The sequence below is a fragment of the Pseudomonas sp. MF7453 genome, from assembly GCF_016405455.1.
Lineage (GTDB): Bacteria > Pseudomonadota > Gammaproteobacteria > Pseudomonadales > Pseudomonadaceae > Aquipseudomonas > Aquipseudomonas paralactis.
This window is the reverse complement of sequence record NZ_JAEKCN010000014.1, coordinates 196,754-222,605: the sequence shown is the minus strand read 5'-3', so window position 1 is coordinate 222,605 and position 25,852 is coordinate 196,754. Positions and strand designations below refer to the sequence as shown.

At 61.2% G+C, this 25,852-nt stretch carries 26 protein-coding genes; 12 read left to right on the top strand and 14 right to left on the bottom strand.

The features are described from left to right. Positions 1-297 precede the first annotated feature (297 nt). Complete coding sequence (locus tag JFT63_RS22100; protein WP_057703620.1) at positions 298-1,194, bottom strand: LysR substrate-binding domain-containing protein; 897 nt, start codon at positions 1,192-1,194, stop codon at positions 298-300. Positions 1,195-1,307: 113 nt separating this feature from the next. On the opposite strand from JFT63_RS22100, the gene JFT63_RS22095 reads away from it, so the two are divergent. From JFT63_RS22095 to JFT63_RS22085, 3 genes are read left to right on the top strand one after another with little or no spacing between them, the layout of a single operon-like run. After that, a complete protein-coding gene (locus JFT63_RS22095; protein WP_198844762.1) occupies positions 1,308-2,312 on the top strand; it encodes an aldo/keto reductase in 1,005 nt (334 codons plus the stop codon). A 17-nt stretch (positions 2,313-2,329) separates the two neighbouring features. After that, positions 2,330-3,127: an SDR family NAD(P)-dependent oxidoreductase gene (locus JFT63_RS22090; RefSeq protein ID WP_057703618.1), complete on the top strand. Its 798-nt coding sequence runs from the start codon at positions 2,330-2,332 to the stop codon at positions 3,125-3,127. A gap of 25 nt (positions 3,128-3,152) precedes the next feature. Further along, complete coding sequence (locus JFT63_RS22085) at positions 3,153-3,569, top strand: SRPBCC family protein (protein WP_057703617.1); 417 nt, start codon at positions 3,153-3,155, stop codon at positions 3,567-3,569. Between the two features lie 2 nt (positions 3,570-3,571). On the opposite strand, the gene JFT63_RS22080 is transcribed toward JFT63_RS22085, so the two are convergent. Further along, positions 3,572-4,078, bottom strand: coding sequence for an AAA family ATPase (locus JFT63_RS22080; RefSeq protein ID WP_198844761.1), 507 nt, complete (start codon positions 4,076-4,078; stop codon positions 3,572-3,574). Positions 4,079-4,236: 158 nt separating this feature from the next. On the opposite strand from JFT63_RS22080, the gene dapF reads away from it, so the two are divergent. Continuing rightward, a complete protein-coding gene (dapF, locus tag JFT63_RS22075; protein ID WP_198844760.1) occupies positions 4,237-5,040 on the top strand; it encodes a diaminopimelate epimerase in 804 nt (267 codons plus the stop codon). On the opposite strand, the gene JFT63_RS22070 is transcribed toward dapF, so the two are convergent. After that, entirely contained in the window at positions 5,037-6,173 is a 1,137-nt protein-coding gene (locus tag JFT63_RS22070; protein ID WP_186560117.1) for a PAS domain-containing sensor histidine kinase, read from the bottom strand. The two genes, dapF and JFT63_RS22070, sit on opposite strands and share 4 nt — an antisense overlap. Beyond that, positions 6,163-6,978, bottom strand: coding sequence for an alpha/beta fold hydrolase (locus JFT63_RS22065; protein WP_057703613.1), 816 nt, complete (start codon positions 6,976-6,978; stop codon positions 6,163-6,165). The genes JFT63_RS22070 and JFT63_RS22065 overlap by 11 nt, the downstream gene beginning before the upstream one ends. Positions 6,979-7,109: 131 nt before the next feature. Between JFT63_RS22065 and JFT63_RS22060 the strand changes: the two genes are divergently transcribed. Then, positions 7,110-8,303, top strand: a complete 1,194-nt coding sequence (locus tag JFT63_RS22060) for a TPM domain-containing protein (RefSeq protein WP_198844759.1) — start codon at positions 7,110-7,112, stop codon at positions 8,301-8,303. A 20-nt stretch (positions 8,304-8,323) separates the two neighbouring features. Here JFT63_RS22060 and JFT63_RS22055 read toward each other — a convergent pair whose 3' ends face one another. Beyond that, positions 8,324-8,833 carry a GNAT family N-acetyltransferase gene (locus JFT63_RS22055; RefSeq protein ID WP_198844758.1) on the bottom strand — a complete coding sequence of 170 codons (510 nt, stop codon included), beginning with the start codon at positions 8,831-8,833 and terminating at the stop codon, positions 8,324-8,326. A 250-nt stretch (positions 8,834-9,083) separates the two neighbouring features. Then, positions 9,084-10,499: a purine-cytosine permease family protein gene (locus JFT63_RS22050; RefSeq protein WP_057703610.1), complete on the bottom strand. Its 1,416-nt coding sequence runs from the start codon at positions 10,497-10,499 to the stop codon at positions 9,084-9,086. Positions 10,500-10,749: 250 nt separating this feature from the next. Between JFT63_RS22050 and JFT63_RS22045 the strand changes: the two genes are divergently transcribed. Continuing rightward, positions 10,750-11,661 carry a LysR substrate-binding domain-containing protein gene (locus JFT63_RS22045; protein ID WP_003190675.1) on the top strand — a complete coding sequence of 304 codons (912 nt, stop codon included), beginning with the start codon at positions 10,750-10,752 and terminating at the stop codon, positions 11,659-11,661. A gap of 131 nt (positions 11,662-11,792) precedes the next feature. Here the strand turns inward: JFT63_RS22045 and argE are convergent, their stop codons facing one another. The 5 genes from argE to JFT63_RS22020 all read right to left on the bottom strand — a co-directional run bounded on the left by argE (position 11,793) and on the right by JFT63_RS22020 (position 16,587). Then, on the bottom strand, positions 11,793-12,938 hold the full coding sequence (argE, locus tag JFT63_RS22040; protein WP_198844757.1) for an acetylornithine deacetylase: 1,146 nt from the start codon (positions 12,936-12,938) through the stop codon (positions 11,793-11,795). After that, complete coding sequence (locus JFT63_RS22035; protein WP_057703608.1) at positions 12,935-13,612, bottom strand: DUF1028 domain-containing protein; 678 nt, start codon at positions 13,610-13,612, stop codon at positions 12,935-12,937. Before JFT63_RS22035 ends, argE begins: the two co-directional genes overlap by 4 nt. Before the next feature lie 11 nt (positions 13,613-13,623). Next, positions 13,624-14,034 (bottom strand): RidA family protein, encoded by a 411-nt coding sequence (locus tag JFT63_RS22030; RefSeq protein WP_057703607.1) that lies wholly within the window; start codon positions 14,032-14,034, stop codon positions 13,624-13,626. 24 nt (positions 14,035-14,058) lie between these two features. Beyond that, entirely contained in the window at positions 14,059-15,390 is a 1,332-nt protein-coding gene (locus tag JFT63_RS22025) for a flavin-containing monooxygenase (protein ID WP_420875851.1), read from the bottom strand. Between the two features lie 594 nt (positions 15,391-15,984). Further along, entirely contained in the window at positions 15,985-16,587 is a 603-nt protein-coding gene (locus JFT63_RS22020) for a LuxR C-terminal-related transcriptional regulator (protein WP_186560111.1), read from the bottom strand. Between the two features lie 97 nt (positions 16,588-16,684). On the opposite strand from JFT63_RS22020, the gene JFT63_RS22015 reads away from it, so the two are divergent. Continuing rightward, on the top strand, positions 16,685-18,298 hold the full coding sequence (locus tag JFT63_RS22015) for an ATP-binding response regulator (RefSeq protein WP_198844756.1): 1,614 nt from the start codon (positions 16,685-16,687) through the stop codon (positions 18,296-18,298). On the opposite strand, the gene JFT63_RS22010 is transcribed toward JFT63_RS22015, so the two are convergent. After that, positions 18,288-18,623, bottom strand: a complete 336-nt coding sequence (locus tag JFT63_RS22010) for a hypothetical protein (RefSeq protein WP_032880773.1) — start codon at positions 18,621-18,623, stop codon at positions 18,288-18,290. The genes JFT63_RS22015 and JFT63_RS22010 overlap by 11 nt on opposite strands. A gap of 175 nt (positions 18,624-18,798) precedes the next feature. On the opposite strand from JFT63_RS22010, the gene JFT63_RS22005 reads away from it, so the two are divergent. Continuing rightward, complete coding sequence (locus JFT63_RS22005; protein ID WP_198844755.1) at positions 18,799-19,278, top strand: GNAT family N-acetyltransferase; 480 nt, start codon at positions 18,799-18,801, stop codon at positions 19,276-19,278. Between the two features lie 584 nt (positions 19,279-19,862). Here the strand turns inward: JFT63_RS22005 and JFT63_RS22000 are convergent. Together JFT63_RS22000 and JFT63_RS21995 are read right to left on the bottom strand one after the other, a co-directional pair. Next, complete coding sequence (locus JFT63_RS22000; RefSeq protein ID WP_198844754.1) at positions 19,863-20,345, bottom strand: copper chaperone PCu(A)C; 483 nt, start codon at positions 20,343-20,345, stop codon at positions 19,863-19,865. Beyond that, the gene (locus JFT63_RS21995; RefSeq protein ID WP_057703600.1) at positions 20,345-20,953 is read right to left on the bottom strand and encodes an SCO family protein; all 609 of its coding nucleotides are present in this window, start codon (positions 20,951-20,953) and stop codon (positions 20,345-20,347) included. Before JFT63_RS21995 ends, JFT63_RS22000 begins: the two co-directional genes overlap by 1 nt. 180 nt (positions 20,954-21,133) lie before the next feature. Here JFT63_RS21995 and JFT63_RS21990 point away from each other — a divergent pair, with 180 nt between their 5' ends. The 4 genes from JFT63_RS21990 to JFT63_RS21975 all read left to right on the top strand — a co-directional run bounded on the left by JFT63_RS21990 (position 21,134) and on the right by JFT63_RS21975 (position 25,841). Next, positions 21,134-21,517 (top strand): DUF2946 domain-containing protein, encoded by a 384-nt coding sequence (locus JFT63_RS21990; RefSeq protein WP_198844753.1) that lies wholly within the window; start codon positions 21,134-21,136, stop codon positions 21,515-21,517. Positions 21,518-21,579: 62 nt separating this feature from the next. Then, positions 21,580-22,125, top strand: coding sequence for a putative natural product biosynthesis protein (locus JFT63_RS21985; protein WP_057703598.1), 546 nt, complete (start codon positions 21,580-21,582; stop codon positions 22,123-22,125). A 151-nt stretch (positions 22,126-22,276) separates the two neighbouring features. Then, positions 22,277-22,828, top strand: coding sequence for a cytochrome b (locus tag JFT63_RS21980; protein WP_198844752.1), 552 nt, complete (start codon positions 22,277-22,279; stop codon positions 22,826-22,828). 115 nt (positions 22,829-22,943) lie between these two features. Continuing rightward, on the top strand, positions 22,944-25,841 hold the full coding sequence (locus JFT63_RS21975; RefSeq protein ID WP_198844751.1) for an RHS repeat-associated core domain-containing protein: 2,898 nt from the start codon (positions 22,944-22,946) through the stop codon (positions 25,839-25,841). Positions 25,842-25,852 lie beyond the last annotated feature (11 nt).

The window sequence follows — 25,852 nt, the reverse complement described above, 5'->3', positions numbered from 1 at the left end:
AGGTCCCCTGTGGGAGCGGGCTTGCCCGCGAAGACGTCGGTTCACCAACATTGATGGTGACTGAACCACCGCTATCGCAGGCAAGCCAGCTCCTACACTGGTTCTGCGTTGCCCACAAAGTCATCACCCGGCATAGGTCCCCTGTGTGCGGGCTTGCCCGCGAAGACGTCGGTTCACCAACATTGATGGTGACTGAACCACCGCTATCGCAGGCAAGCCAGCCACACTGGTTCTGCGTTGTCCACAAAATCATCACCCGGCATAGGTCCCCTGTGGGAGCGGGTTGCAGGGCGTCAGTCAGATAGCCTCAGGTTCGGTCAGCACTTTGCGAAAGGTTTCCACCAACGGCCGCAAATTAACGCGGTGCCAGGCCGCCCACAACGGTGTGGTGTAGGTCAGCCACGGCAACTCTCGCAACACCACCCCAGGCGGGGCATTGCGGCTCAGGCCTTTCTGCACCATCGCAACCCCAAGCCCCGACGCCACCAGGCCCAGTGCGGTAAAGGGTTCGCCGGCTTCCATTGGAATCTGCGGGGTGAAACCGGCACGGATGCAGGCTGCAATAAAGTCATCGGCCGGGTGGGCGCCAGGTTTGCGTTGCACGCCGATCCATTGCTGGTCGGCCAAGTGTTCGGGCAGCACTTCGCGTTGCCGGACCAGCGGATGCTGTTCGGGCAGGGCCAGCAGCATCGGGTCGTCGAGCACCTGCAAGGCGGTCAGGTCCGGGTCGTCGGCAGCGGGAGGTTCGCTCACCAGAGCGATATCCAGACTGCGTTGGCGCAGGCCCTCCAACTGTTCGAGGGAAGGCTGGTTATACAACTTGATATGCACCGTGGGCCGGTCGTCGCGCAGTATGCGCAAGGCATTGGGCAGCACACCGGCGTGCATGGCGTTTTCGATATAGCCAATGCACAAGCCGCCTTCTTCCCCGCGGCCCAGGCGCTTGCCCAGGGATTCCAGGCGGTTGGCGTGGGTCAGCAGCGCCTTGGTTTCGGCCAGAAAGGTCTGGCCGTCCCGGGTCAGGCGGATGCGCTGCTGGCTACGTTCGAACAAGGTCAGGCCCAGGCGCTCCTCAAGCTGGGCGATCTGCCGGCTCAGGGGCGACTGGGAAATGTGCAGGCGCTCGGCGGCGCGGCCGACGTGTTCTTCTTCGGCCACCACTTCAAAGTAGCGCAGTTGGCGTAGATCAATCATATAAGACCTGCGAGGACTCAAGTTGGTCGCAGTATGTCTTGGACGGTCTGATCGGCGCAATCTAGGATCTGCTCAACGGTCACAGCGACCTTGAACCGATTGAGGCTCCCACCATGAGTTTGAAAGACACATTGCCCGGCGTACTGGGCTTTGGCACCGCGCCCTTGGGCAATATGTTCCGCGCCATAGCCGAAGACGAAGCCCAGGCCACCGTCGAAGCCGCCTGGAACCAGGGCGTGCGTTACTTCGACACCGTGCCGTTCTACGGCTCGGGCCTGTCGGAAATCCGCCTGGGCCAGGCCCTGTCCCACCACAACCGTGATGACTACGTGCTCAGCACCAAGGTTGGCCGGGTGATTCTGGATGAAGTCGAAGCCAGCCCCCGCGACCTCGGCGAAAAAAGCGGCGTGTTCGAACACGGCCGCCCCAACAAGTTGCTCAATGACTACAGCGCCGACGCTACCCTGCGCTCCATTGAAGACAGCCTCAAGCGCCTGCAAACCGATCGCCTCGACATTGTGTGGATTCACGATATCGCCCAGGATTTTTACGGCGACCAATGGTTGGACTACTTCAACCAGGCCCGCACCGGCGCCTTCAAAGTGTTGACCCGCTTGAGCGAAGAGGGCGTGATCAAAGCCTGGGGGCTGGGCGTCAATCGCGTCGAGCCGTGCGAGCTGACCCTGGACCTGGCCGAAGCCCGGCCTGACGGTTTCCTCCTGGCCGGTCGCTACACCTTGCTGGACCACGAGCGCGCCCTGCAACGCCTGATGGACGCCGCCGCAGCCCAGCACGTCGAGATCGTTGTCGGCGGCCCGTATAGCTCCGGCATCCTTGCGGGCGGTGCACATTTTGAATACCAGCCAGCCAGCCCGGCGATCCTGCGCAAGGTCGAGCAGATCAAGACGATTGCCCAGGCATTTGGCGTCAGCGTGAAAGCCGCGGCGTTGCAGTTTTCCCTGGCGCACCCGGCAGTGGCGGCGGTGATTCCCGGTGCCAGTCGTCCGGGGCGGATTGCCGAAGACGTTGCGGCGTTGTCAGAACAGATTCCAGCAGCCTTCTGGCAAGCGTTGCGCGAGGCCCGATTGATTTCGGACCGCGCGCCGTTGCCTCTCTAACCCCAAGGAGCTTGAGCATGAAAATCGATGTGAGCGGCAAAGTAGCCATCGTCAGCGGCAGCACCGCCGGTATCGGCCTGGGCATCAGCCAGGCCCTGGCGCAATCGGGTGCCACAGTGGTGGTGATCGGGCGCGACGCGGGCAAGGTTGACCACGCCCTGGCCAGCATTCGCCAAGCGGTTCCGGCCGCCGAGTTGCGTGGGGTGGTGGCCGACCTTGGCACCCTGGAGGGCGCCGAGGCACTGTTCGCCGCTGAACCGCGCGCCGACATCCTGGTCAACAACCTGGGCATCTTCAATGATGTGGATTTCTTCGACGCGCCAGACAGTGAGTGGACACGCTTCTATGAAGTCAATGTGATCAGCGGCGTGCGCCTGGCACGGCACTATGTACCGGATATGGTCGAGCAGGGCTGGGGACGGGTGATCTTTGTATCCTCGGAGTCCGGGGTGGCGACGCCGGCCGACATGATCAATTATGGCGTGACCAAAAGCGCCAATCTGGCGGTCTCCCACGGCCTGGCCAAGCGCCTGGCAGGCACCGGGGTGACGGTGAATGCGATCCTGCCGGGGCCGACGTTTACCGACGGCCTGGAACACATGCTCAAGGACGCCACGGCCCAGTCCGGGCGCAGTGCGCGGGACGAAGCCGATGTGTTTGTGCGCAACGCGCGGCCCACCTCGATTATCCAGCGCGCCGCAAATGTGGATGAAGTGGCGAATCTGGTGGCGTACATTGCTTCACCGTTGTCGTCTGCCACTACCGGCGCCGCCTTGCGCGTAGACGGCGGCGTTGTCGACAGCATGGCGATCTGATTTTTCCCTGATTGGAGTATTTATCGTGGCAACAGCGTCTTCAGTAATTGAAATCCCGGCCTCGGCCGACCAGGTCTGGCAACTGATCGGCGGCTTCAACAGCCTGCCCGACTGGCTGCCGTTTATCGCCAAGAGCGAGCCGAGCGAAGGTGGCCGCGTGCGTCACCTGACAAGCGCTGACGGCGGCCAGATAGTCGAGCGTTTGCAGAGCTTCGACAACGTGGCGCGTACCTACAGCTACACCATTGAAACATCACCGTTTCCGGTGAGTGCTTATCTGGCGACCTTGCAGGTTGAAGCGTTGACTGAATCGTCGGCCAAAGTCACCTGGTCCGGCGTGTTCACTCCGGCAGCGGGCACCACGGATGCGGCGGCGGAGGCGTTATTTGCCGGCGTCTACGGCGGTGGCCTGGAGGCGTTGCGCGGCAACTTCCCCCACTAAACCTATGGCGTTGGGGGGAATTGGGCCAGGATCGCTGCAACTGACTCAGCAGGCGTCATCTGCGCCGTATCCAGCCTGAACGGCGGCTCATCCCAGCGTTCATACTCGTGCACCAGCACCGACTGCCAGGTCGGCGGCGCCAGCCCGGGAATATCGCCCACGCGGCTTTCCACACGGCGCCGATGCTCGTGCTGATCAGCACACACCACCTGGATATTGATCAGTTCAACCTTCGCTGACGTCGCCACGGCTTGCCAGGCCTGGCGGCTCTCGCTGACCGGGTTCACGCAATCGGCGATAACCCGTTGCCCCAGACGCAGATTGCTCAGCGCCAGTGCATTAGCCACGCTGTAGCCGCTGGCGCCCACATCGTCGGCCAATACCGCGGCATCGCGCAGCGCCTGTTCGATCACATCAATACGCAGGTAAACCGCGCCGGTCTGTCGCGCCAGTTCCCTGGCAACCGTGGTCTTGCCGCTGCCGGGCAAACCACTGAATACAAAAAGCATGAACATCAATCCCTTGTAGGAGCGAGCGTGCTCGCGAAAAACGTCAACGCTAACGCGAACTTCCAGATAAAACTTGTCGTCTTCACTATTTTCGCGAGCAAGCTCGCTCCTACAGTGTTATTAGAACGGCTTCACTTCGACAACAGGACCAGCGGCCCATGACCTTGCCATTCGTGAAGATGCACGCCCATGGCGATGACTTCATCATCATTGACCGCCGTGGCCAGGACAACCCCATTACTGCACAGGTTGTCGCCCGCCTGGGTAAACGCCGCTCGGGCATCGGGTTCAATCAGTTGGCGGTGGTGCTCGACTGTGAAGACGCTGCCGCGCGTATCGAGTTCTGGAATTGCGACGGCACGCCCCTGGCAACCTGCGGCAGCGCGACTCGCGGGGTGGCCGACCGCCTGATGCACGAGGCCGGCATCGACACCGTCGTGTTGCGCACCGATCGCGGTTTGCTGACGTGCGCACGTGTCGACGGGCAGCGGGTGTCGGTGGACATGGGCGCGCCGTCGCTGGGCTGGGCGGCGGTGCCGCTGGCCGAGGCGGTGGATACCCTCGTGCTTCCCATGGACGGTAACCCGGCGGCCTGCAGCATGGGCAACCCGCACTGCACGTTTTTTGTGGACGACATCGCGGCTATCGATGTTGCAGCGATGGGCCCGGCGCTTGAAACCCATCCGCTGTTCCCGGCCAGAACCAATGTGCACTTTGTGCAGGTGTTGAGCCGTGGCCGTATCCGCCTGCGCATCTGGGAGCGTGGCGGCGCCGTGCCGTTGGGTTCCGGTTCGTGTTGCTGCGGCGCGGTGGTCAATGGGATTCGGCGCGGGTTGCTTGATGACAGCGTGGAGGTCGAATGCGACGGCGGCGCGGTTACGGTGCAGTGGGACGGGCAGGGCGCAGTGATCCTCACCGGCCGTGTCGAGCCGATTATGCAGGGCACCGCGTACCTGTCCTAGAAGGTTACGGTAAACGTAGTACCGGCGATTGCACAGGACGTCACTGCCACATCGCCGCCATGCACCTTGGCCAGCTCGCGCACGATATACAGGCCCAGGCCGACGCTGCGTACGTCGCTGCCCTGGTCGGTGCCACGGGTCATGGGTTCGAACAATCCGGCCAGCAGCGTTTCGGGAATCGCCACGCCATGGTTATGCACCGCGACCGCGCAGGCGTTTTCGCCCAGGCGCGAGGTGATGGTGATTGGTTGCAGCAGGTCGCCATAAGCCACGCTGTTGGCAACCAGGTTACCGATCATCTGCTGCACTCGGTCGCCATCCAGGCACGCCCCGCCGCTGCCTTCGGCCTGGTGCACCAGCGTGGCTCTGGGGAAGGCCACCCGCAGTTCATCCACCGCATGTTGAATAACGCTGTGCAAATCCAGCGGCACCGCTTTGATGGTGATGCCCTGGCCGACCCGCGCCTGGGTGAAGTCCAGCAGGTCGGCGATCATGCGATGAGCGCGTTCGGATGACTGGCCGATATGCCCCAGCAGTTGGCGCTCCTTGGCCGTGCGCTCGCCGCGCTGAAGAAAGTCTGAAGCCATGCGGATGGCGGTAAGAGGGTTTTTCAAGTCATGACTGACAATCGCCACCATCTGTTCGGCGAACAACGCCCGGCGCTGGGCAACCGCATAGGCTGCGCTGAGTTCGGCCTGGGCCTGTTGCAATGCGACCTCGGTGGCGGTTTTTTCCTGGAGCAGCGCCTCGGCCAACTTGCGTGAATTGAGCAGCTCGCGCTCGTATTTGTCGCGGTCGGTGGTGCCGAACAGCGCCAGGTCATACACCACGCCGCCTTGCTGCTGGCGCCGGTTGGCATTGAGCAATACGGTGACTTTGTGCCCGGCGCTGTGGCGAATGTCGAGCTTCACCTCCGTCACACTGCCGTGCATGCGTAGCATCGGCGCCAGGTGGGTCTGGTAGAAAATCCGCCCGCCCATGGTCAGCAGGTCCTGAAAGCGCCGCCCTTGCAACTCGGCGGCGCTGAACCCGAGCCAGTCGCTCAAGCGCGGGTTGACGTGCAGGATCGTGCCGTCTTCCTGGGTGACGGCCAGGGCGCAGGCGGCGCTGTCGAACAGCGAGTCAGCGGGCATCGGCAGGCGCCCATGGGGCGAGGAACCGGTCCATCGCCGCAGCGCACGCCTGGGGTGCGCTCATATGCGGGCAATGGCCGACATTGTCCACCAGGCAATAGGTGCTGTTTTGCAGCACGCGGTGCAGGTATTCCCCCACGGCTACGGGGGCGATCAGGTCGTCGGTTGATTGCAGAATCAATACCGGTGTGGTCAGGCCCAGTACATCCTGGCGGTTATCCGAGAGGAAGGTCACGCGGGCAAATTGCTTGGCGATGTCTGGCTCGGTGCGGCAGAAACTCTCGGTCAGTTCGGTACTCAGTGCCGGTTGGTCCGGCGCGCCCATGATCACCGGGGCCATGGCGCTCGACCAGCCCAGGTAGTTGCTGTCGAGGGTATCGAGCAGGTCGTCGATATCGTCGCGCTTGAAGCCGCCGACATAATCGTCAGTGTCGATATAGCGCGGCGAAGGGCCGATCATCACGTGGGCGGCAATGCGCCCAGGGGCACAGCGATCGGCGAGGGTGCCGATCATCGCGCTGACGGAGTGGCCGACCAGGATCACCGGGCCTTGGGCGTAGGCGTCGATAATCTCGTTGAGGTCGCGGGCGTAGCCGTCCAGGGCCTGGTATTTGGCTTTGTCGAACGCACCGAGGTCCGACAGGCCCGCACCGACCAGGTCGTACAACACCACGCGAAAGCGCTGGCTGAAGTGCGGCGCCAACTGATTCCACATTGCTTGATTGCAACCAAAGCCATGGGAAAACACCAGTGTCGAAGGACCGTCGCCCATCACATTCACGTTGTTGCGGTTGCGCAGATCCATGGCGTTCTCGTAGCTGGCGTATTGCTATGCAGGTAAGGCTGCAGTTTAGATAGTCGCGCACCTGGGGTCACGCGTTATACGTCGATAAGGTAAAGTCGGCAGCTTATGGAAGAAACCTCGGGTAACAAAACATGATAGGGAATTTGCGTCAAACGGTCTCGGGTTTGCTGACGCTGATGCTCCTCGGCGTGCTGAGCATCGCCCAGGCGGACACGTCACCGATCGGGGTCGCCCTCGACCAGCGGGTGATTGACCTCACCAACACCCTCGACGCGACCACCACCCAGCGCCTGAAAAACCAGCTTGGCGACCTTGAAGCGCGCAAAGGCGCGCAAGTCGCTGTATTGCTGGTGCCCACCACCGGCGGCGCCGCTATCGAAGACTATGCCAACCAACTGTTTCGCGCCTGGAAGCTGGGGCGCAAGGACGTCAACGACGGCATCCTGCTGGTAGTGGCCAAGGCTGACCGCACAGTACGCATCGAGGTGGGCTACGGCCTGGAAGGCATCGTCACTGACCTGTTGGCCCATCGCATTATTGAAGAACAGATCACCCCGGCGTTTCGCCAGGGTGATTTTGCCGGCGGTGTACAACACGGCGTGGACGCCCTGGCCGTGCTGGTAGACGGCGGTGACCTGCCGCAACTGGCGGGAGCCAGCATAAACCCCCAGTTCTTCGCTTTGCTGGCAGCGCTTATCCTGGGCGGCTTGGGCGGGGTGGCGATGGCTGCCGGCAAGCTGCATTGGCGCAAGGCGTTGATCGTCGTCGTGGCGGCCACGCTGTTGCTGACGCTGCTGGCGGGCGGTCGAGAGTGGCCGATGTTTGTGTTTGTCATGCCGCTGACCCTGTTGATAGGCGGCGCGATATTCGGCGCGCTGTGGCAGGTGCGTACGCTGTTTTACTGCGTGCTCGGCCTGCTGGCTTACGTCTTCGGGTTGGTGATGGCAAACCAGTACGTGGCTGTCAGTTTCACCGATTGGTTGTTGTGGCCGTTGGGCGTTCTGGTGGTGCTGGGGTTGTACCTGGTGCTACTGCTGATCATGCGGGAGACCTGGCGCACCAGCCGTGCAGGTTTTATTGTGCGGCTGCTGGCGGCAGTGGTCGTGTATGGGGTGGCGGGGTGCTTGATTGACGGCGGCCGCGACGGTTGGCTGCTGGCGTTTCCTATCGCGTCGTTTGTCGCGCTGATTATCTTTGGCAAGGTTGGCGAGGGTTCCGGATCTGGCTCGGGCGGTGGCTCCGGTTCAAGTTCCAGCAGTTCCAGCAGCAGTTCGTCCGGTGGTGGTGGTTCCAGTGGCGGTGGTGGGGCTTCCGGCAGTTGGTAAGGATGTTGAAGGTGCCAGCACTAGTGCGATGACGCGCCCTCTAAACACATCACCATTTCATGCCATGCCATCCCGCCGTGATCCGACGGCGAAGGACGCACGTAGGTGTAGCCCATACGGGTGTACAACGGCACATGCTGTTGCTTGCACATCAGGTGAATCGTCTGCTTGCCGAGCGTTTCCATGCGCTGCACGAACGCAGTCATCAGGTGTTTTGCATAGCCTTTGCCTTGATGCGCCGGGTCGACCACCACCGACATGATCACCCCATTCGGCGCCTCGGCGTCGTGGCCTACCAACTCCTTGAATGCCTCGTCCGACATCACCACATTGTGGGCGCAGCCGGAATTGATGAAGCCCACCACTTCGCCATCTTCCTCCAGGATCAAAAAGCCCTGGGGATATTGCGCGATACGCGTGGCGATCTTTTCCAGGGTGGCGGCTTCGTCGCCTTCGTAGGCGCTGGTTTCGATGTCGAAGCAGCGCTGGGCGTCGGTGGGCAGAGCGTTGCGCAAGGTGAGGGCGGGCATGGGCGGTTCCTGGAGCGATGAGCGAAAGGCAATATCATAAAGAAACATCGGGCTTGTGGCACCGAAAAGCCTTAACGATAACGCGTGTATCCTGAGTAATCGCGGCGGTTATGGGTTTCTCGCGAGCAAGCTCGCTCCTACACACTATGATGATCAAGTTCGATGTTCCTCGGGCCCTCTAGAAACCAGAAAACCCGCCAGGGCGGGTTTTGTCACTGCTCACATCAGATCAGGCAACCAAGAGGATGTATCAGACCCCACCCACCAACTTGCCCCCGTCCATCCGGCGCTTGTACGCACTGTCCCGACTCGCCAGCCAGAAGTACAACGGCGAGGTCACCACCAGCCCCACCACCCACGACAGGTCGGCGCCGTTGATGTGTTCGGAAATCGGCCCCACGTACAGCGGCGTGTTCATAAAGGGAATCTGCACCGCGATGCCCACCGCGTAAGCCAGCAGCGCCTGGGGGTTGTATTTGCCATAGATGCCGCCGTCGACGCGGAAGATCGAAGCGATGTCGTATTTGCCTTTATGAATCGCATAAAAGTCGATCAGGTTGATCGCCGTCCAAGGCACCAGCACTACCAGCAACACCAGCACCATGTCGACGAAGTGGCCGATAAAGTCCTTGGAGGCAAACACCGCCGCAATCGAACAGGCAGCCAGTACGATGATGGAGATCACCGCACGGCTTTTCGCGGTCGGGATCCAGCGGTAGGCGAAGGTCTGTACCAGGGTGATGATCGACAGCACCGCGCCGTAGAGGTTGAGTGCGTTGTGGCTGATCACGCTGAGCAAAAACAGCACCAGCATCAATGGGCCGATGGCGCCGGTGGCGAGTTTGACTGCGTCCATGGTGTCCATGCCCACCGGGGTAGCGAGTACGGCGACGGCGCCGAAGATGAAGGCCAGGCTCGAACCCAGGGCCGAGCCCAGGTAGGTGGTCCAGAAGGTTGACGCAACGGGCACGTCGGCCGGCAGGTAACGGGAGTAATCCGACACGTAGGGCGCAAAGGCGATCTGCCACAGCGCGGCCAGGGATACAGTGGCCAGCCATCCGGAAATGTTGAAGCTGCCGCGGGTTAAAAAGTCGGTGGTCTGCACATGCGTAAAGATGTAGCCGAAGCCCAGCACGATGCCGGCGCCCAGCACCCAGGTGCCGATACGGTTGAGTACGTGGATAAAGCGGTAACCGATGATGCCGATGATCCCGGAGCCGATGGCGCCAATGACGATGCCCACCGGAACCGGCACCGCATCCACCACACCATGCAGGGATTTACCCGCCAGCACGATGTTGGAGGCGAAGAAGCCGATGTACATCACCCCGGCAATCACCACCACCAGCAATGCACCGAGGGAGCCGAACTGGGCACGGCTCTGGATCATCTGCGGGATGCCCATCTGCGGGCCCTGAGCTGAGTGCAAGGCCATCAATACACCGCCGACCAGGTGGCCAACAAGGATGGCGACAATGCCCCACACCAGGTTCAGGTGGAACAGCTGCACACCCAGCGCGCCGGTGACGATCGGCAACGGCGCAATGTTGCCGCCGAACCACAGGGTGAACAGGTCTCTTACCTTTCCATGGCGATCCTCCGGGGGCACGTATCCAATCGTGTGTTTCTCGATAAGCGGGGCGCTGGATGTTGCAGTGGTAACCATGACGAGCTCCAAGGCAAGGTGAGTACGTGGACGTACTTCGCTGTGCGACGCATGGGCGCCGCTTTGTTGTTGGAGTGATCATCTGCAATGGGGGAAGGGAGGTAAATTAGTAAGTTTGTTGCTATAGACCTTAAAAAAAATATCTCGCCGGGTTTTTTGCTCCGGTATGTTGCATGGGTTCCAATGGCTTGAAAAACGGGTGTTTGTACGCACCTGTTTGGGGCGAAAACCCACGTTTATGGAGGTGCAGATGGCTGCCTATAACTTGCGCCAGCTCAGATATTTTGTAACCACGGCTGAATGCGGCAGCGTCGCCGAGGCGTCGCGCAAGCTGTATATCGCTCAGCCGTCGGTCTCCACGGCGATCAAGCAGTTGGAAGACAGCTTTGGTGTGCAGCTGTTTATCCGCCATCACGCCCAGGGCGTTTCACTCACACCCAGCGGCGCGCGGTTTTATCGCAAGGCCCTGGAGCTGTTGCGGGTGGCCCACGAATTTGAGCAAAACGCGCTGGCGGACAACGATGTGGTGGCCGGGCAGATCGACATCGGCTGCTTTGAAACCGTGGCGCCGTTGTACCTGCCGCGTTTGATCGCCGGCTTCAAGGCGCGTTGGCCGGGGGTGGAGATCCGCATTCGCGATGGTGAGCAGCAGGAGCTGGTGCAGGCGCTGACGGCGGGCAGTATCGATGTGGCGATGCTGTTTGAGCACGACCTGGGCGGCACCATAGAGACCACGCCGTTGATGCCGCCACAGCAGCCTTATGCATTACTGCCCGCCGATCACCGCTTTGCACAGCAGGCCAAGGTATCCCTGGCCGACCTGGTGCTGGAGCCGATGATTTTGCTGGATGTGCTGCCGAGCCGGACCTACTTTGTGAGTATCTTTGAAGAGCGCGGGCTGACGCCGAATATTGTGTTCAGCTCGCCGTCCATCGAGATGGTACGGGGCATGGTGGGGCGCGGGTTTGGGTTCTCGATTCTGGTGACCAAACCGTTCAGTGAGTACACCTATGATGGGCAGAAAGTGGTGTGTATTCCGTTGGCGGAAACGGTGACGGGGTCGGGGTTGTCGGCGGTGTGGCTACGGCGGGCGCCGCTCACCAAACCGGTGCAGTTGTTTGTCGACTACTGCCGCGAAGAGCTCGCCCGTTTGCTCGGCTGAATATTGTAGGAGCGAGCTTGCTCGCGAAAAACTCACAGACGCCGCGTTTATCCAGGAAGTACGCGTTATCGTTGACGTTTTTCGCGAGCAAGCTCGCTCCTACAGAGGACGATGACCGTGTAACGGCGTCTTCAGGTTGTGATAAAGCCTAACAACCGCTGCAACATGGCATCACAGCCATCAAGCTGCTCCAGGCTCACAAACTCATCCGGCTTATGCCCCTGGTCCATGCTGCCTGGCCCGCATACCACGGTGGGAATACCCACGCCATCGAACAGCCCGCCCTCGGTACCAAACGCAACGGTGCCGAACTCTCGCGAGCCGGAAAATGCCGCAATCAACTGCGCCGCCTGGCTGCCTTCATCGGTGACCAACCCCGGGTAGGCGGATAGCTCGGTGAACCGAATCGCACTTTTTTTGCTCACCGCCTGCATCTTCGGCAGTACCTGCTGCATCGCATAGGCTTGCAACGCTTCAGCCACCTCACCCGGGTCCATGGCGGGCAGGGCGCGCACTTCAAAATCGAACCGGCAGTCAGCGGGCACAATGTTCAATGCCTTGCCGCCGCTGATCACCCCGGTTTGCACGGTACTGAACGGCGGGTCGAACCGTGGGTCCTGGTGCGAGCGCAGGCGTTGGCCTATACGGCCCAGCTCACCTATCAACTCGGCGGCGTGCTCAATCGCATTCACCCCCGAGGGCGCATACGCCGAGTGGCACGCATGGCCCTGCACATCGCAGCGCATGGCCAACTTACCCTTGTGGCCCAGCACGGGTTTGAGTTCGGTTGGCTCGCCAATGATGCACAGCATGGGTTTTACCGGGCGTTGTTCCAGCACGGCGAGCAGCGAGCGCACACCCAGGCAACCGACTTCTTCGTCATAGGACAGGGCGATATGCACCGGCAGGCGCAACGGTGCCTTGATCAGCTCGGGCACCAACGCCAGCACGCAGGCGATATACCCCTTCATATCGGCAGTACCGCGGCCGAACAGCTTGCCCTCGCGCTCGGTCAGCGTGAATGGCGGCAACGTCCAGGGTTGCCCGTCCACCGGTACTACATCGGTATGCCCCGACAGCACGATACCGGGCACTTCCACCGGGCCGACGCTGGCAAACAGGTTGGCCTTGCTGCGTTCTGCGTTGTAGATCAACTCACTGGCCACGCCAAATCCGGCCAGGTAATCGCGCACAAACTCGATCAACTGCAAGTTGGATTCACGGCTGGTGGTATCAAAACCCACCAGGCTTTCCAGCAGTTCGCGGGCGCGGCTCATCGATCGTCTCCGGCCACGCCGTAACCGGGTGAACGGTCGGGGGCGAGAGCGCGGTCAATATAATCCTGCACTTGCGGACGGTAGGCATCCCAGAGTTTTTGCAGTTGGCCAAGAGGGGCCTCATCGGCCCAGTCCACGCGCAAATTGATGATCGGCCAGGTCAATTCGCCCACCACCACCAACGCGGCCGAATGCACTGGGCCGGCTTCACCACCAGCGGCAATTGCGGCGTGCATGGCCGCCAGCAGCCGGTCTGCCAGTTGGCCTTCGCCCTGTTCGAACGCCGTCACCATCGCCGTGATCACTTCGCGGTCGGCAAGCATATTGCCTGCTGCCACGCATTGCTCACCCGAGACGGCGTGATGGGTACCCAGGGTTTGGCTACCGCTGAAGTGCACGCTGCGGCCCAGGTGATCAATCGCCGTCAGTTGCCGGTATTGGCTGTAGCCATTGCGGGTGAGGGCTTTATCGATGGCCTCGGCTGGCGCCAGGCCCTGTTCCAGCAGGTCGAGTACGTCCGGGCCCAGGGCCGGCAACGTGATGTTTTGGGTCGACACCGCGCCTACGCCGGGGCGCAGCCACGGGCAGCGGGCACCCACGGCGATGCTCGATGAGCTGATGGCGATACCCAACTGGCCGGTTTCCGCGCAACGGCCGACGATTGAAAAGGTCATGGCTGGGCTCCTTACTCCGGGATAACCGCGATCACGTCAATTTCCATCAGCCATTGTGGCTGGCCCAGGGCGCAAACCACCAACCCGGTGGAGATCGGGAACACGCCCTTGAGCCATTTTCCGACTTCCTGGTACACCGGCTCGCGGTAGCGTGGGTCGATCAAATAGGTGGTGGTCTTGACGATATGGCTGAGGTCGCTGCCGGCTTCTTCAAGCAGTTGCTTGACGTTTTTCATCGCCTGTTCGGCCTGGGCGCGTGCATCGCCAAGGCCCACCAGGTTGCCGTCGAAATCAGTGCCCACCTGGCCGCGCACATACACCGTGTTGCCGGCGCGCACGGCCTGGCAAAGGTCGTTGTCCAGGCTTTGGTTGGGGTAGGTTTGCTTGGTGTTGAACATGCGGATGCGAGTGTGAGTAGGCATCAAAAAAACTCCAGAAATAAGTGATCAGGCGCTGACAGAGGTGTTGTGAACCACGGGTGCGGCTTCGCGGTATTCGAGGTACTGACGCTGGATGGCGATGTGGTCGGCCACGTATTTGGCGTCGTGCCAAACCCCCCAGATAAACGACGAGCCACGCCGCGATTGCCACGGCAAACCGAGGAAGTAAATGCCCGCTTCACTGGACACGCCGCGTTGGTGCCTGGGTTTACCGGCAGCATCGAAGGCGTCCACCTGCAACCAGCTGTAGTCCACGGCAAACCCGGTGGCCCAGATGATCGAAGTGATGCCGGCCTCGGCCAGATCCAACTGCAGGATCGGGTTGCGTATGCACTCTGCATCCGGGAATACGCGGCGCGCTTGGGGCTCAGGCGGCAAGTCGAGACCGTTGCGTTCGATATAGGCATCGGCCGCGTCCAGCAGCGCCAGATAGTTCTCATCACCGCGCGCCAGGTTCTCCACCAGGTTGGCCTGGAAAGTCGCCACGTTGCCGTCAAACGCCTGGGTCAGGCCAACCAGGGTCATGCCTTGCTGGGCCAGTTCACGGAAATCGATGGTCTTGCCGCCGTGGGCGCCGCTGACCGCGATGGTCACGTGTTCGCGACCGGGTTTCATGGCCGCCTGGTCCCATTCACCCAACACTCCGAGCCACCAGCAGAAATCGCGGTTGCGATAAGCGCGGGGCGGACGGTCATGGGCACCAACCGACAGGTACACCTGGCGGCCGGAACGCTGCAGTTCATCGGCAATCTGCACCCCCGAAGAACCGGCACCCACCACCAGTACAGCGCCTGCCGGTAGTTGCCCGGGGTTGCGATAGTCGGCGGAGTGGATTTGGTGCAGTTCGGTATCTTTGGGGGCGATCGCTGGTATCACCGGCTTCTGAAACGGCCCGGTGGCCGCCACTACACGGTGGGCTTCGATCACGCCCTCGCTGGTGTGCACGGTGAAACCGGGGCGGCCGATGTTACGGACCACTGAAGTGACCTCCACACCGGTGCGGATCGGCGCATTGAACTTGCGCGCATAGGTTTCAAAGTAATCGGCTACGCGCTCTTTGGGCGCGAAGCCATCGGCGGGCACGTCATCGAATTCCAGGCCGGGAAAGCGGTCATGCCAGGCCGGGCCGTTGGCGACCAACGAGTCCCAGCGCCCGGTGCGCCAGCGCTCGGCGATACGGCTGCGCTCCAGCACCAGGTGCGGCACGCCTTGCTTGCTCAAGTGCTCGCTCATGGCGACACCGGCTTGTCCCGCTCCCACTACCAGTGTGTCTGTTTTTGTTATTGCTTGAGTCATGTGTCTGTCCTTGCGTAATGCAGTTGGATTCAGCTTGGGCATGACGTCAAGTTAGGGGGCGGGCGGGTATTAATAAAATATTATTAAGCTGGGAAGTGAGCATAAATATCGGATGCAGGGCGGGGGGCTGACGGAGGCGGATCGGTCAAATGTGGGAGGGTGCTACGAGATCGAAATGTGGGAGGGGGCTTGCCCCCGATGGCGGCCTTAGGGCCGGCCAGGATGCTGGATCAGACCGGGTACATATCCGTTATTTGGGTAACGGCTGCTATGGGTTCCGCCCTTACGGCGGGTCACTTTCGAAAAGCGCGAAAGTAACCAAAGCGCTCTTGCCCCACCACTCGGCACCTCGCTTAGGCTCGGTGTGCCCGTAATCCGCCATGGATTTGGGGGGCCGCCGCCACGCGCCATCCATGGCGCGGGGCGGCTAAACCGGCATCCCTGCCGGTTTACCCCCCAAATCCCTGGCGAATTCCGGCCAGCGTGGTTTGACGGGGCGCTTAAGATCAAGATCAAAAGCAGATCAAGAGCAGATCAAGAGCGGCTCGCTTCGCATCGTGGTTACCGTAGGGGGTTGCGCACTGTAGTTGTGCAGGTGCCTATGGCTATCGGGGGCAAGCACCTTTGCATTTGGGCCTAGAACTCTCCGGAATATTTTACTGCTGCCGCAGCCCGCGACGGCACGTTCAAGCTGCGCAACAACGACGACACATGGATACGCACCGTAAACGGCGAGATATCCAGGGCCTTGGCGATTTCCTTGTTGGTCTTGCCCTGGGCAATCAGGCGCAGCACTTCCTGCTGGCGGGTGGTGAGGGTGTGGGTTTCCAGCGGCAGCAGGCCCGACGGCGCGAATTTGACCAGCACTTCGCCGTTGCGGATCGCCAGCAGCGCCTGGCCGATATCGTCGGGAGCAATGTTCTTGCCGATAAAACCATCGATGCCCAGCGCCATGACCTGTTCGATCAGCGCGGGGTCGTCGACCATCGACACCACGATCAATGTGGTGCGCCGCAGTTGCTGGCGCAGTTCGGCCAACTGGCTGATGCAGGTCAGGCCGGGGAAGCGCAGGTCGAGGATCAGGGTGTCGATGTCACCTGCCTCGCGCAGCAGCGCGTTCACCGTGGCCAGGTCACCGGCCTCTTGCACCTGGGCGTCGGGCAGCAGGCGCTGTACGGTGCGTACCATACCTTCGCGAAACATCGGATGGTCGTCGGCGATGATGATCCGGCCAGTCATGCTGAGCTCCTTCCTGGGGCAGGGTTGTGTCGAGGCATGCTACTTTACCAGCGGGCCAAGGGCCCTTTTTCAAAGATGATATGTCAAGGATATGACTATGAGTCCCGAGACCAACTCCGAACTTGATCAGGCTAACCTGCGCATCGTGGTGGCCACCATCGCCATTGTGTATATCAGCCTACTGGGTTTCCTGCCCGGGCACTCGCTGGACACCTACCTGCCAGTGATCCTGTATATCTTCGTGTTCCTGTTGGCCTCCATCGTGTTGCGCCAGGTGATCGCACGCTGGCCCGGGCATTACCCTGCGCGGCGCATCTTCGGCATGCTCCACGACTACACCGGCACTTCGTTCGGCCTGGTGGTCGGGGGGGACGCGGCGTTGCCGTTGTACGCGGTGATGGTCTGGGTGAACCTGGGCAACGGCATGCGCTACGGCTCGCGCTACCTGGCGATTGCCACGGGGCTGGCGTTGCTGGCGCTGCTGATCGTGTACCAGCTTACGCCGCTGTGGCAGGCGCAACCGTTTATGGTGCTGATGCTGATGATCACCAGCACCGTGATCCCGGTGTACGCCCATATTCTCCTGGAGCGCACGCGCAAGGCTTCGGAACAAGCCATCGCCGCCAACCTGGAAAAATCCCGTTTTCTCGCCCAGGCCAGCCACGACCTGCGCCAGCCAATCCATTCCATTGGCCTGTTCACCGCCTGCCTGCGTGAAGCGCGGCTGGGGGATGATGAGCGGCGGCTGGTGGACAATATCGATCGCTCGCTGCTCAACGTGTCGCAATTGTTCCGTTCGATCCTCGACCTCTACACCCTCGACAACGGTCGCCTGCTGCCCAAATACCAGGTGATCCACCTGGGCGACTTTCTCGCCGACCTGGTGCGCCAGAACGCCGAGGCTGCACGCTGGGCCGGCGTCGAGCTGCGCTTGCGCCCCTGCGCTCACTGGGTACAGGTGGACCCGGGCATGTTGGCAACCATGGTGCAAAACCTGCTCTCCAATTGCTTCAAGTACGGCGGGCAGCGGCCAGTGCTGATCGGCGTACGCAGGCGCGAAAACGGTTTGGTCATAGCGGTGCATGACCAGGGGCGAGGGATTGCACAGGAGCATCTGTCAAAGGTCTTCGAAGAGTTCTATCGCGTGCGCCAATTGCGTGACAAGGACGTCGAAGGCGTGGGCCTCGGGCTGTCCATCGTCAAGCGCCTGGGGCAATTGATGGGGATGCAGGTGAGCCTGCGCTCGCGGCTGGGCCATGGCACCTCGGTGAGCCTGCACGGCCTGGCCCTGGCCACCGCGCCGCGTCAACCGGCGCTGCGCGACGATGTGCGCCAGGCCGGTCTGCTCACCGGTTTGAAAGTGTGCCTGGTGGAGGATGATCACAACGTGCTGCTCGCCACCCAGGCGCTGCTGGAGCGATGGGGGTGCCAGGTGCAGGCTGAGTCGAGTGGGAAGGGGCTGGTCAGCGACTGCGATATCATCGTCGCCGACTACGACCTGGGCAATCACGCCACCGGCATTGAATGCATCGACCAGTTACGCCAGCAGCGCGGTTGGGCGGTGCCGGCGCTGATCCTCACCGGTCACGACGTGGAGAAAATCCAGGCCGCGTTGCACGACCGTCAGATCGCCATCCTGTCCAAACCGGTGCGTCCTGCCGAACTGCGCGGCAGATTGCGCGACCTCAGCCAGGAAAAAATTACTGCATGAACGGTGTCAGCCCGTTGCCACGTGCGCCTTTTGGCTGGCAGTAGGCGGCGGGTTTCATCAGTCCAAAACTGGCGATCGCAAATGCACCGCCGCTGGCCCCGCTTGGCACGGAGCAGTTGTATTCGCCGGAGGCAGTGTTGGCTACATAGTAAGTGGTCATGGAGTCGCTGCGCACATTGGAGATACGTTTTACCGGCTCGCCCAGGTTAGTTTCCGACAGCTTCTTGAGGTGATCTTCAGTGGGCTTGATATTGCTGCAACCGGCCACGCCGATGATCAAGGCGCCGAGCAGGGCAAGGCGAGTAACGGGGGAGTGGAGTTTCATGGTGCTTCTTCCTTGGGGTTGTTTTGGTTTTTCCAGCGCGCAACGAACCCGCACGCAATGAATGCGCGGTATTGAAGGAGCGTTGGAAGTGCCGAGGAATATAGCGTCGCAGGCCGGCAGGGTCGATTAGCACAAATGGGCTAATGGCAATTTGAAGTCATGGAAGGAACAGCCAGTGTTGGAGATAAAACGAGCTACGCCAGACGACGCCGACAGAGCGTTCGAGATTCGCCGTGAGGCCATTCGCGGTCAGTGCGTCGGCGCCTACAGCGCCGAGCAAATGGCGCTCTGGACCCGCGGTTGCGCAAGTGATGGCTACAACGTGCTGATGGAAAAACCGTTCTACCTGGGCTGGGTGGACGGTGAAGCTGTTGCTACCGGTATGCTCGACCCGGATCACCATGAAGTCGGGGCATTGTTCGTACGGCCTGCGTTCACAGGGCGCGGCTACGGCAAGGCGATGCTTGCCCATGTGGAGGCTATCGCACGGCAGATGGCGATTGAACAGGTGGTGCTGGATGCCACTTTGAATGCGGTGAGTTTCTACCGCTCGTGTGGCTATGTGGGGGATGAGCAGGCGGTGTATCGCTCACCCTCGGGGTTGATGCTGGCGTGTGTGCCGATGGTGAAGCGGCTGCGGGTCATACCGGCGTGAATGCTGCGCGCAATTGCTCAATGACCTGCGCAACGCCGGGGCCCTGAATCGGTGGCGAGGGAGCTTCAACGTGGGAGGGGCAAGCCTGATGCCTGTAGGCGCGAGCTTGCTCGCGAAAACCCCATAGGGACCGCGTTTATTTAGAAAGCTCGCGTTATCGTTGACGTTTTTCGCGAGCAAGCTCGCTTCTACCTGGCCACCGTAACCACGATGCGAAGCGAGCCGCTCTTGCTCTTGCTCTGCTTTTGATCTGCTTTTGATCTTAAGCGCCCCGTCAAACCACGCTGGCCGGAATTCGACAGGGATTTGGGGGTAAACCGGCAGGGATGCCGGTTTAGCCGCCCCGCGCCATGGATGGCGCGTGGCGGCGGCCCCCCAAATCACTGGCGGATTACGGGCACACCGAGCCTAAGCGAGGTGCCGAGTGGTGGGGCAAGAGCCTTTTGGTTACTTTTGGGCTCTTTTCAAAAGTGACCCGCTGTAAGAGCGGAACCCATAGCAGCCGTTACCTAAATAACGGATATGTACTCGGTCAAAGTCCAACATCCTGGCCCCCTCCCACAGCACCACCCGCAACAAGGCAATCAATGCATCTTGCTATGGTCCATCTTGCTGTGATCCATACCATCCAGGCCCCGGGCGTTAGCCTTCACCTCAACGGTCTGCTTTTCACCCTTGGCATCCTGCACCGTAAGCGTCAGCGGCACCTGGTCGCCTTCCTTGATCTGGCCGGTCAGGCCCATCAGCATGACGTGATAACCGTTGGGGTCGAGCTTGACGGCTTTACCTGCCGGCAGAGCCAACGAATCCACCGGGCCCATGCGCATCACATCGTCCTTCATGCTCATTTCATGGATCTGCACGTCTTTGGCCACCGGCGATGCCACGCTGAGCAATTGGCTGTCGCTGTCGGCGGTGACGGTCATGAAGGCACCGCTGGACGGCTGCCCCGGTACGGAGGCGCGCACCCAGGCGTCGGTCACTTGCACCTGGGCGCTGGCGTGAGCAGCGAGGCCGAGCAAGGTAAGGCCCAAGGCAAAGCGTTTCAGGTAGTGAGCGGTAGTCATTAGCAGACCTCCATGACGGTGAGCAGGTCTTCTGCGCACTCTTGAGCGGTAAGGGATGCCTGCAAGCCAAGGCGCAGGTTGCCACGGGTGTCGAACACGAAACTGGTGGCGGTGTGGGACAGGGTGTAAGTGTCGCCGGCGGGGATCTTTTCATAAAAGATCCCGAATTCCTTGGCGGCCACGGCGATTTCTTCCGGGGTGCCGTAGAGGGCTTCGAAGCTGGGGTCGAAAGCCTTGACGTACTTGTCGAGAATCTCGGGGGTGTCGCGCTCCGGGTCCAGGGTAATGAACACCACCTGCATGATCTTGCCATCGCGGCCCATCAGCTTCTTGGCCTGGGCGGCGCGTGCCAGGGCGGTCGGGCAGACCGCCGGGCATTGGGTGAAGCCGAAGAACACCACGGGCATCAGGCCGCGGTACGAGCTCAGAGTGACGGTTTCGCCAGCGGTGTTCTTGAGCTTGAAGGTACGGCCCATGATCTTGTCACTGAGGTCCTTGCCGTACTTGAAGTTCAGCCTGGGGCTGTAGTCACAGCCGCCCAGCAGGCTGCCCAGGCCCAACAGGCCCATGCCGGTCAGCACTTTGCGGCGGGTGAATAACGTACTCATCAACTGTGCATCCTGTGAAACGCCTGCTGGGCTGTGAAGCGGCCGATCAGGCTTGGAAAAGGAGTAACGAGAAGGGTGCAGAGTCTATCAACCCTGGCCACCCCGCGTAATCTGCGACGTTCTGCCACAGGGGCGCGCCGTACTTCATCCTTTTGCGGCTTCGGTGGTAGAGTCGCCGCCATGAAATTGCACCACTGTGACCGTTCGCTGATCGCCTGGGCCCTGTACTTCTGCGTGCTGATGAACCTGTTCGCCTGCGGTTTGGGGCACGGCCAGATGATGGGCCAGCAACTCAATGGTATTGGCGGGCTGTTCTGTTCGGTGGAAGGTGGCCAGTTGCCAATTTCCGACAAAGGGTTGGCTGACCCGAGTTCCAGCAACATCTCGAACTACTTTGCCTGCCCGGTCTGCAACGCTATTACCGTCGCTATCGTATTCCTGATCGGCCTGGCCTGGCTGCTTGGCCTCGGGCAAACCCTACGCCCGGGCCATGAGCGGCGCAACAAGGCACCGCCGCGTTATTCCTGGCCCTCGGCCAACCCCCGCGCTTCCCCTGCATCCTGACGTAAGCCTTGGGCCTCCTGAGACCAGGGGGCATTGTGTCGTCACGATAATGGGTGCGATCCATGAATCATCTATTGCCTGCAGGCGCCAGCCGCCTGGTCAGCAAGGCGTCCCGCCGCCTGCACGGGGAGCCGGCGCTGCCGGATTACCCAAGTAATGCCCGCTGTTTTGTGCACCTGGATGCACGCCTGTTACCCCATTGGCACACCTTGTTCGATATTTGCCCGGCATTGCTCAAGCTTGACCCGCCGGAGGGGCTGAACCTGTTTCGCAGCTTTATGACCTGGGCCTATCGGCATCGGCCGCCGCTGGATTGGACCTATCATCTGAACGTGTGCCGCTGGCTGCTGGGCTCGACGTACCGTGCGCAAATCGATGACGAGCCGATAGAAGCCTTCATGGCTGCGGCGGCAGCGTGCTGGGTCACGACCGATCAAAGCCAGGCCCAGGGCGTGGTGCTGGCCTGGCAAGACGTACGGGTTTTCGATTGGAAGGGCGCGCCGTTGGCTGATATCGAACGCCAGGTGCTGCCTGCCCCGGCAGGGGATTTTGCCTGGTGCCCGTTAACCTGCCAGGCCGGCTTCAGCGGCTGGCAAGCGCTGCCTTGAGGTACTGGTCAACCGGTGACGTGAGGCGACGTAAAAACCGCGAATTTTTTGTAGGACGAAACTGTTTTTTTGTACTGCCGATCGGAACGGTATTTTTTTACCTGCAAGAGTGCGATGTTCACGTTCGACGCCAAAAAAACAAGAGGCTGCGATGAAGAAGATGTTCGAGACAACCCCTTTGCCCAGTGATCGCTACGATGCTGTCAGTCGGACGCTGCATTGGTTGATGGCCCTGGTTTTCATCTGGATCTATTGCACGGCGGTGGCTCACTACCTGGCTTCCGATTCTACGTTGGATAAACTGCTGTGGCCCTATCACAAGCCCACCGGGTTGTTATTGCTGGTGCTGCTGATACTGCGGGCCAGCTGGAATCTGTTGCACCGGCACAAACGTCCCCCCAGCGTGAACCGCTGGTCATCGATCGGGCATGGCGCGCTCTATGTACTGATGTTGCTGATCCCCGTGATCGGCTTGCTGCGCCAGTACGGCTCAGGTCGCGAATTCCTGGCGTTTGGCCTGACGATCATGGAGGGCCTGGAGGGCGAAAAGGTGCAGTGGATGATTGATCTGGGCCGCGACTTCCATAGCGAACTGGGATGGACGATGCTGATGTTGATTGTCGGGCATGTCGGTGCGGTATTCATGCATTCGCGGCGAGGCGAGCCTCAGGTATTGCGGCGCATGTTCAGTCGTCGAGCTTGAAGCGCTGACGATAGATTCGGAATGCCCGCACGCTTCACAGTGCGGTGCGCCGCCATGCGGCCTTTGAGCGGATGACTAGGCTTGGTGAACCATTGGTTTTCAGGTTTATCCGCTTATGTCTTCCTTGCACCACAACACCCCGTCACTGACGGTTTTCGACCCGCGAGGGTTGACTGTGCGCAGCGTGGCTTACCACCGCAATACCCCCCAACAACCGCCCCGGGCGTTTGTCACGCGCCATGTCTTCAACGCCCAGGGTTTCCTGCAGCAGCAATGGGACCCCAGGCTGTTTGACCTGCACGGCGCCGACCCCGCTGTGCTGCCTAATCTGTCCCACCGCCACAGCCTGACCGGCCAATCCCTGAGTAGCCAAAGCGTGGATGCCGGTAACCAGGTCAGGTTGCTTGGCAGCGCTGGCCAGGTCGTGCAGCAATGGGACAGTCGGGGCGCACGGCAGCGGTTCGAGTACGACCCGTTGCTGCGCCCCGTGGCAGTGTTTGAGCGTGCCCTCGACGAAGCGGCGGAGCGCTGCGTGGAGCGCATGAGCTACGCTGGCATGACGTCCCTGGAGGCGGCGCGCAATCGCTGTGGCCGCTTGATTCGCCATGATGATCCGGCCGGTACGCTGTTCTTCGAGCATTACGATGTGCAGGGCGGCGTCACAATGCAAATCCGGCGTTTGCGCGCCCACTACAGCGCTCCCGACTGGCCGCTGGCAGTGAACGAACGCGACGCACAATTGCAGGCCGAAGCCTTCACGACCACTTGGCGCCACGACGTGCTGGGCCAGGTGCTGGAGCAAGGCGATGCGCGTGGCAACCGCCAGCACTGCCGTTACGGCGTAGACGGCTTGCTGACCCACAGTGAGATCGTGTTCAAGAGCGGAGCGCGCAAGTCACTGGTGGACCAGCGCACGTTCAACGCTGCGGCCCAACTGCTGACCGAACACGCGGGAAATGGCGTCGTCAGCGTCGCCGAGTACTCCGATACCGATGGACGTCTGACGCGTTTGAGCGCCCACCTCAAGGCCAAACCGGATACCCCCCTGCAAGACCTCTCGTACCGCTACGACCGCGTCGGCAATGTAGTGCGCATCCATGACGCGGCGCAGCCCACCCGCTGGTCGAGTAATGTTCAGGTGGACGCGGTGAGCACGTTCGAATACGACAGCCTGTCTCGATTGATCAAGGCCACCGGCCGGGAAAATGCGCGTAATACCGGCTCATCCGCATTGCCGGGTAGGGTCACGTTCGCAGCCACCGACGACAACCTCTGGCGCAACTACACCCGACACTATGCCTACGATCCGGCCGGCAACCTCACGCAGATGCGCCATGTGCCTTCCTCCGGCAGCGGCTTCACCCAGCATATGCGCGTGGGCGAACAGAGTAACCACAGTGTGATCGAGGCGCAGGGGCTGACGGCGCCGGGCCTGGGCAACGGCTTTGATCAGGCCGGCAATCTCCAGGCGCTGGCGGCCGGGCAGGCGCTGACCTGGAATGTGCGTAACCAGTTGGTGCGCGTGGCACAGGTGGTGCGGGACAACGGCGAGCATGACGACGAGGTTTATCTGTACGACGGCGCCGGTCAGCGGGTCATCAAGCGCAGGGTGATCCATGCCAGGGCGCAAGCGCACAGCCATGAAGTGCTTTATCTGCCGGGGCTGGAATTGCATCGCCATGGCACCTCGGGCGAATGGTTGGATGTTCTGATTGCCCAGGCCGGGCGTAATGCGGTCAGAGGGTTGTGCTGGCAGCAGGGACGTCCCGAGGGCATTGTGGATGAGCAATTGCGTTTCAGTCTTTGCGATCATTCGGGCAGCAGTACGCTGGAGTTGGACGAACACGCCGGGCTGCTCAGCCAGGAGAGCTACTACCCCTTCGGTGCAACGGCATGGTGGGCTGCAAAAAATGCGGTTGAAGCCAGCTACAAGTCCGTGCGTTATTCAGGCAAGGAACGCGATGCCACCGGCTTGTATTACTACGGTTTCAGGTACTACGCGCCATGGCTGTTGCGCTGGGTCAGCGCAGACCCGGCCGGGGATGTGGACGGGTTGAACCTCTATGCGATGGTGGGTAACAACCCTATTGGCTACGTGGACGACGATGGCTTGCAGCGCAGTCCTCTTGTTGGCATCGTCGGTATCATTATCCTGATGGCGCTGGCTGCACAGGCAATGGGGTTGGATGCCGTTCAGAGTGCACAGTTGGTCATCGGGGGGATGACGGCGGTGGTTGTCGGTATAACGTTGTTGGTTCGTCAGCATGTCAGAGCAGACCGGGATTGGGAGGAGGAGCGCAGAGCCACTTATCGAAAGCTCGCTTTGAAGGGTGCACGCGAGCTGCTGCAAGGGGGGCGCGCCACAGAGGATGAAGTCGCTGCCTTGGAGGAATTTCTGTATCAGTTTCGGGTAAACCAATCAGACACTGCGAATTTTTCGTACGGGTTGACGGTTGACAAGCACGGGGGACTCTACGCATACGTCGGCCCCGGAGAGGGCATGGACAAGGCTTCGGAGGCTGCCAAAACACACGGCAATCCCGCCCCGGAGCTTAGGAGGTTGGGGTTTGAAGGCATGAGGATACGCGCTCCGCTGCGAGAGGCAGGTGTTGGCCCACTGCCGGCGGGGCTGACCCACACCGAGGTACAGCCGCTGACCAGGGCTGCCGGCACGCGGCGCACAAGCTCCGCGACGGAGGCAACCATTGCAGAGCCTGCCAGCCCTGAGCCCTCATCCGGGCTGGCACCTGAGCTCGCCATTGACGAGACTTCCATATTGAATGAGCTGCGAGGACCCGGAGGGGGAATTATCAGAACCGTGATCAATCGGCTGAAGGACCGAACCCTGGATTTTCACACCGGCCATGCGATGAGGGGCGGGCAAAATATTCGCAGTTTTGATTTGCCGGGCTATCGCGGGCAGCGCGGTCGCGGTGCCTATCGGCTATTGGTCCAGCATGTGAGCGGCCTCAACTATCGTGCGGTCAGGGTGATGAACCCGCACCGTCGTTAAGGCGCGGTGCC

Bases quoted from the DNA above. Each gene is read 5' to 3' on its own strand.
- JFT63_RS22100 (WP_057703620.1), bottom strand. From the start codon at position 1,194: ATGATTGATCTACGCCAACTGCGCTACTTTGAAGTGGTGGCCGAAGAA.
- JFT63_RS22095 (WP_198844762.1), top strand. From the start codon at position 1,308: ATGAGTTTGAAAGACACATTGCCCGGCGTACTGGGCTTTGGCACCGCG.
- JFT63_RS22090 (WP_057703618.1), top strand. From the start codon at position 2,330: ATGAAAATCGATGTGAGCGGCAAAGTAGCCATCGTCAGCGGCAGCACC.
- JFT63_RS22080 (WP_198844761.1), bottom strand. From the start codon at position 4,078: ATGCTTTTTGTATTCAGTGGTTTGCCCGGCAGCGGCAAGACCACGGTT.
- dapF (WP_198844760.1), top strand. From the start codon at position 4,237: ATGACCTTGCCATTCGTGAAGATGCACGCCCATGGCGATGACTTCATC.
- JFT63_RS22070 (WP_186560117.1), bottom strand. From the start codon at position 6,173: ATGCCCGCTGACTCGCTGTTCGACAGCGCCGCCTGCGCCCTGGCCGTC.
- JFT63_RS22065 (WP_057703613.1), bottom strand. From the start codon at position 6,978: ATGGATCTGCGCAACCGCAACAACGTGAATGTGATGGGCGACGGTCCT.
- JFT63_RS22060 (WP_198844759.1), top strand. From the start codon at position 7,110: ATGATAGGGAATTTGCGTCAAACGGTCTCGGGTTTGCTGACGCTGATG.
- JFT63_RS22055 (WP_198844758.1), bottom strand. From the start codon at position 8,833: ATGCCCGCCCTCACCTTGCGCAACGCTCTGCCCACCGACGCCCAGCGC.
- JFT63_RS22050 (WP_057703610.1), bottom strand. From the start codon at position 10,499: ATGGTTACCACTGCAACATCCAGCGCCCCGCTTATCGAGAAACACACG.
- JFT63_RS22045 (WP_003190675.1), top strand. From the start codon at position 10,750: ATGGCTGCCTATAACTTGCGCCAGCTCAGATATTTTGTAACCACGGCT.
- argE (WP_198844757.1), bottom strand. From the start codon at position 12,938: ATGAGCCGCGCCCGCGAACTGCTGGAAAGCCTGGTGGGTTTTGATACC.
- JFT63_RS22035 (WP_057703608.1), bottom strand. From the start codon at position 13,612: ATGACCTTTTCAATCGTCGGCCGTTGCGCGGAAACCGGCCAGTTGGGT.
- JFT63_RS22030 (WP_057703607.1), bottom strand. From the start codon at position 14,034: ATGCCTACTCACACTCGCATCCGCATGTTCAACACCAAGCAAACCTAC.
- JFT63_RS22025 (WP_420875851.1), bottom strand. From the start codon at position 15,390: ATGCCCAAGCTGAATCCAACTGCATTACGCAAGGACAGACACATGACT.
- JFT63_RS22020 (WP_186560111.1), bottom strand. From the start codon at position 16,587: ATGACTGGCCGGATCATCATCGCCGACGACCATCCGATGTTTCGCGAA.
- JFT63_RS22015 (WP_198844756.1), top strand. From the start codon at position 16,685: ATGAGTCCCGAGACCAACTCCGAACTTGATCAGGCTAACCTGCGCATC.
- JFT63_RS22010 (WP_032880773.1), bottom strand. From the start codon at position 18,623: ATGAAACTCCACTCCCCCGTTACTCGCCTTGCCCTGCTCGGCGCCTTG.
- JFT63_RS22000 (WP_198844754.1), bottom strand. From the start codon at position 20,345: ATGACTACCGCTCACTACCTGAAACGCTTTGCCTTGGGCCTTACCTTG.
- JFT63_RS21995 (WP_057703600.1), bottom strand. From the start codon at position 20,953: ATGAGTACGTTATTCACCCGCCGCAAAGTGCTGACCGGCATGGGCCTG.
- JFT63_RS21990 (WP_198844753.1), top strand. From the start codon at position 21,134: ATGAAATTGCACCACTGTGACCGTTCGCTGATCGCCTGGGCCCTGTAC.
- JFT63_RS21985 (WP_057703598.1), top strand. From the start codon at position 21,580: ATGAATCATCTATTGCCTGCAGGCGCCAGCCGCCTGGTCAGCAAGGCG.
- JFT63_RS21980 (WP_198844752.1), top strand. From the start codon at position 22,277: ATGAAGAAGATGTTCGAGACAACCCCTTTGCCCAGTGATCGCTACGAT.
- JFT63_RS21975 (WP_198844751.1), top strand. From the start codon at position 22,944: ATGTCTTCCTTGCACCACAACACCCCGTCACTGACGGTTTTCGACCCG.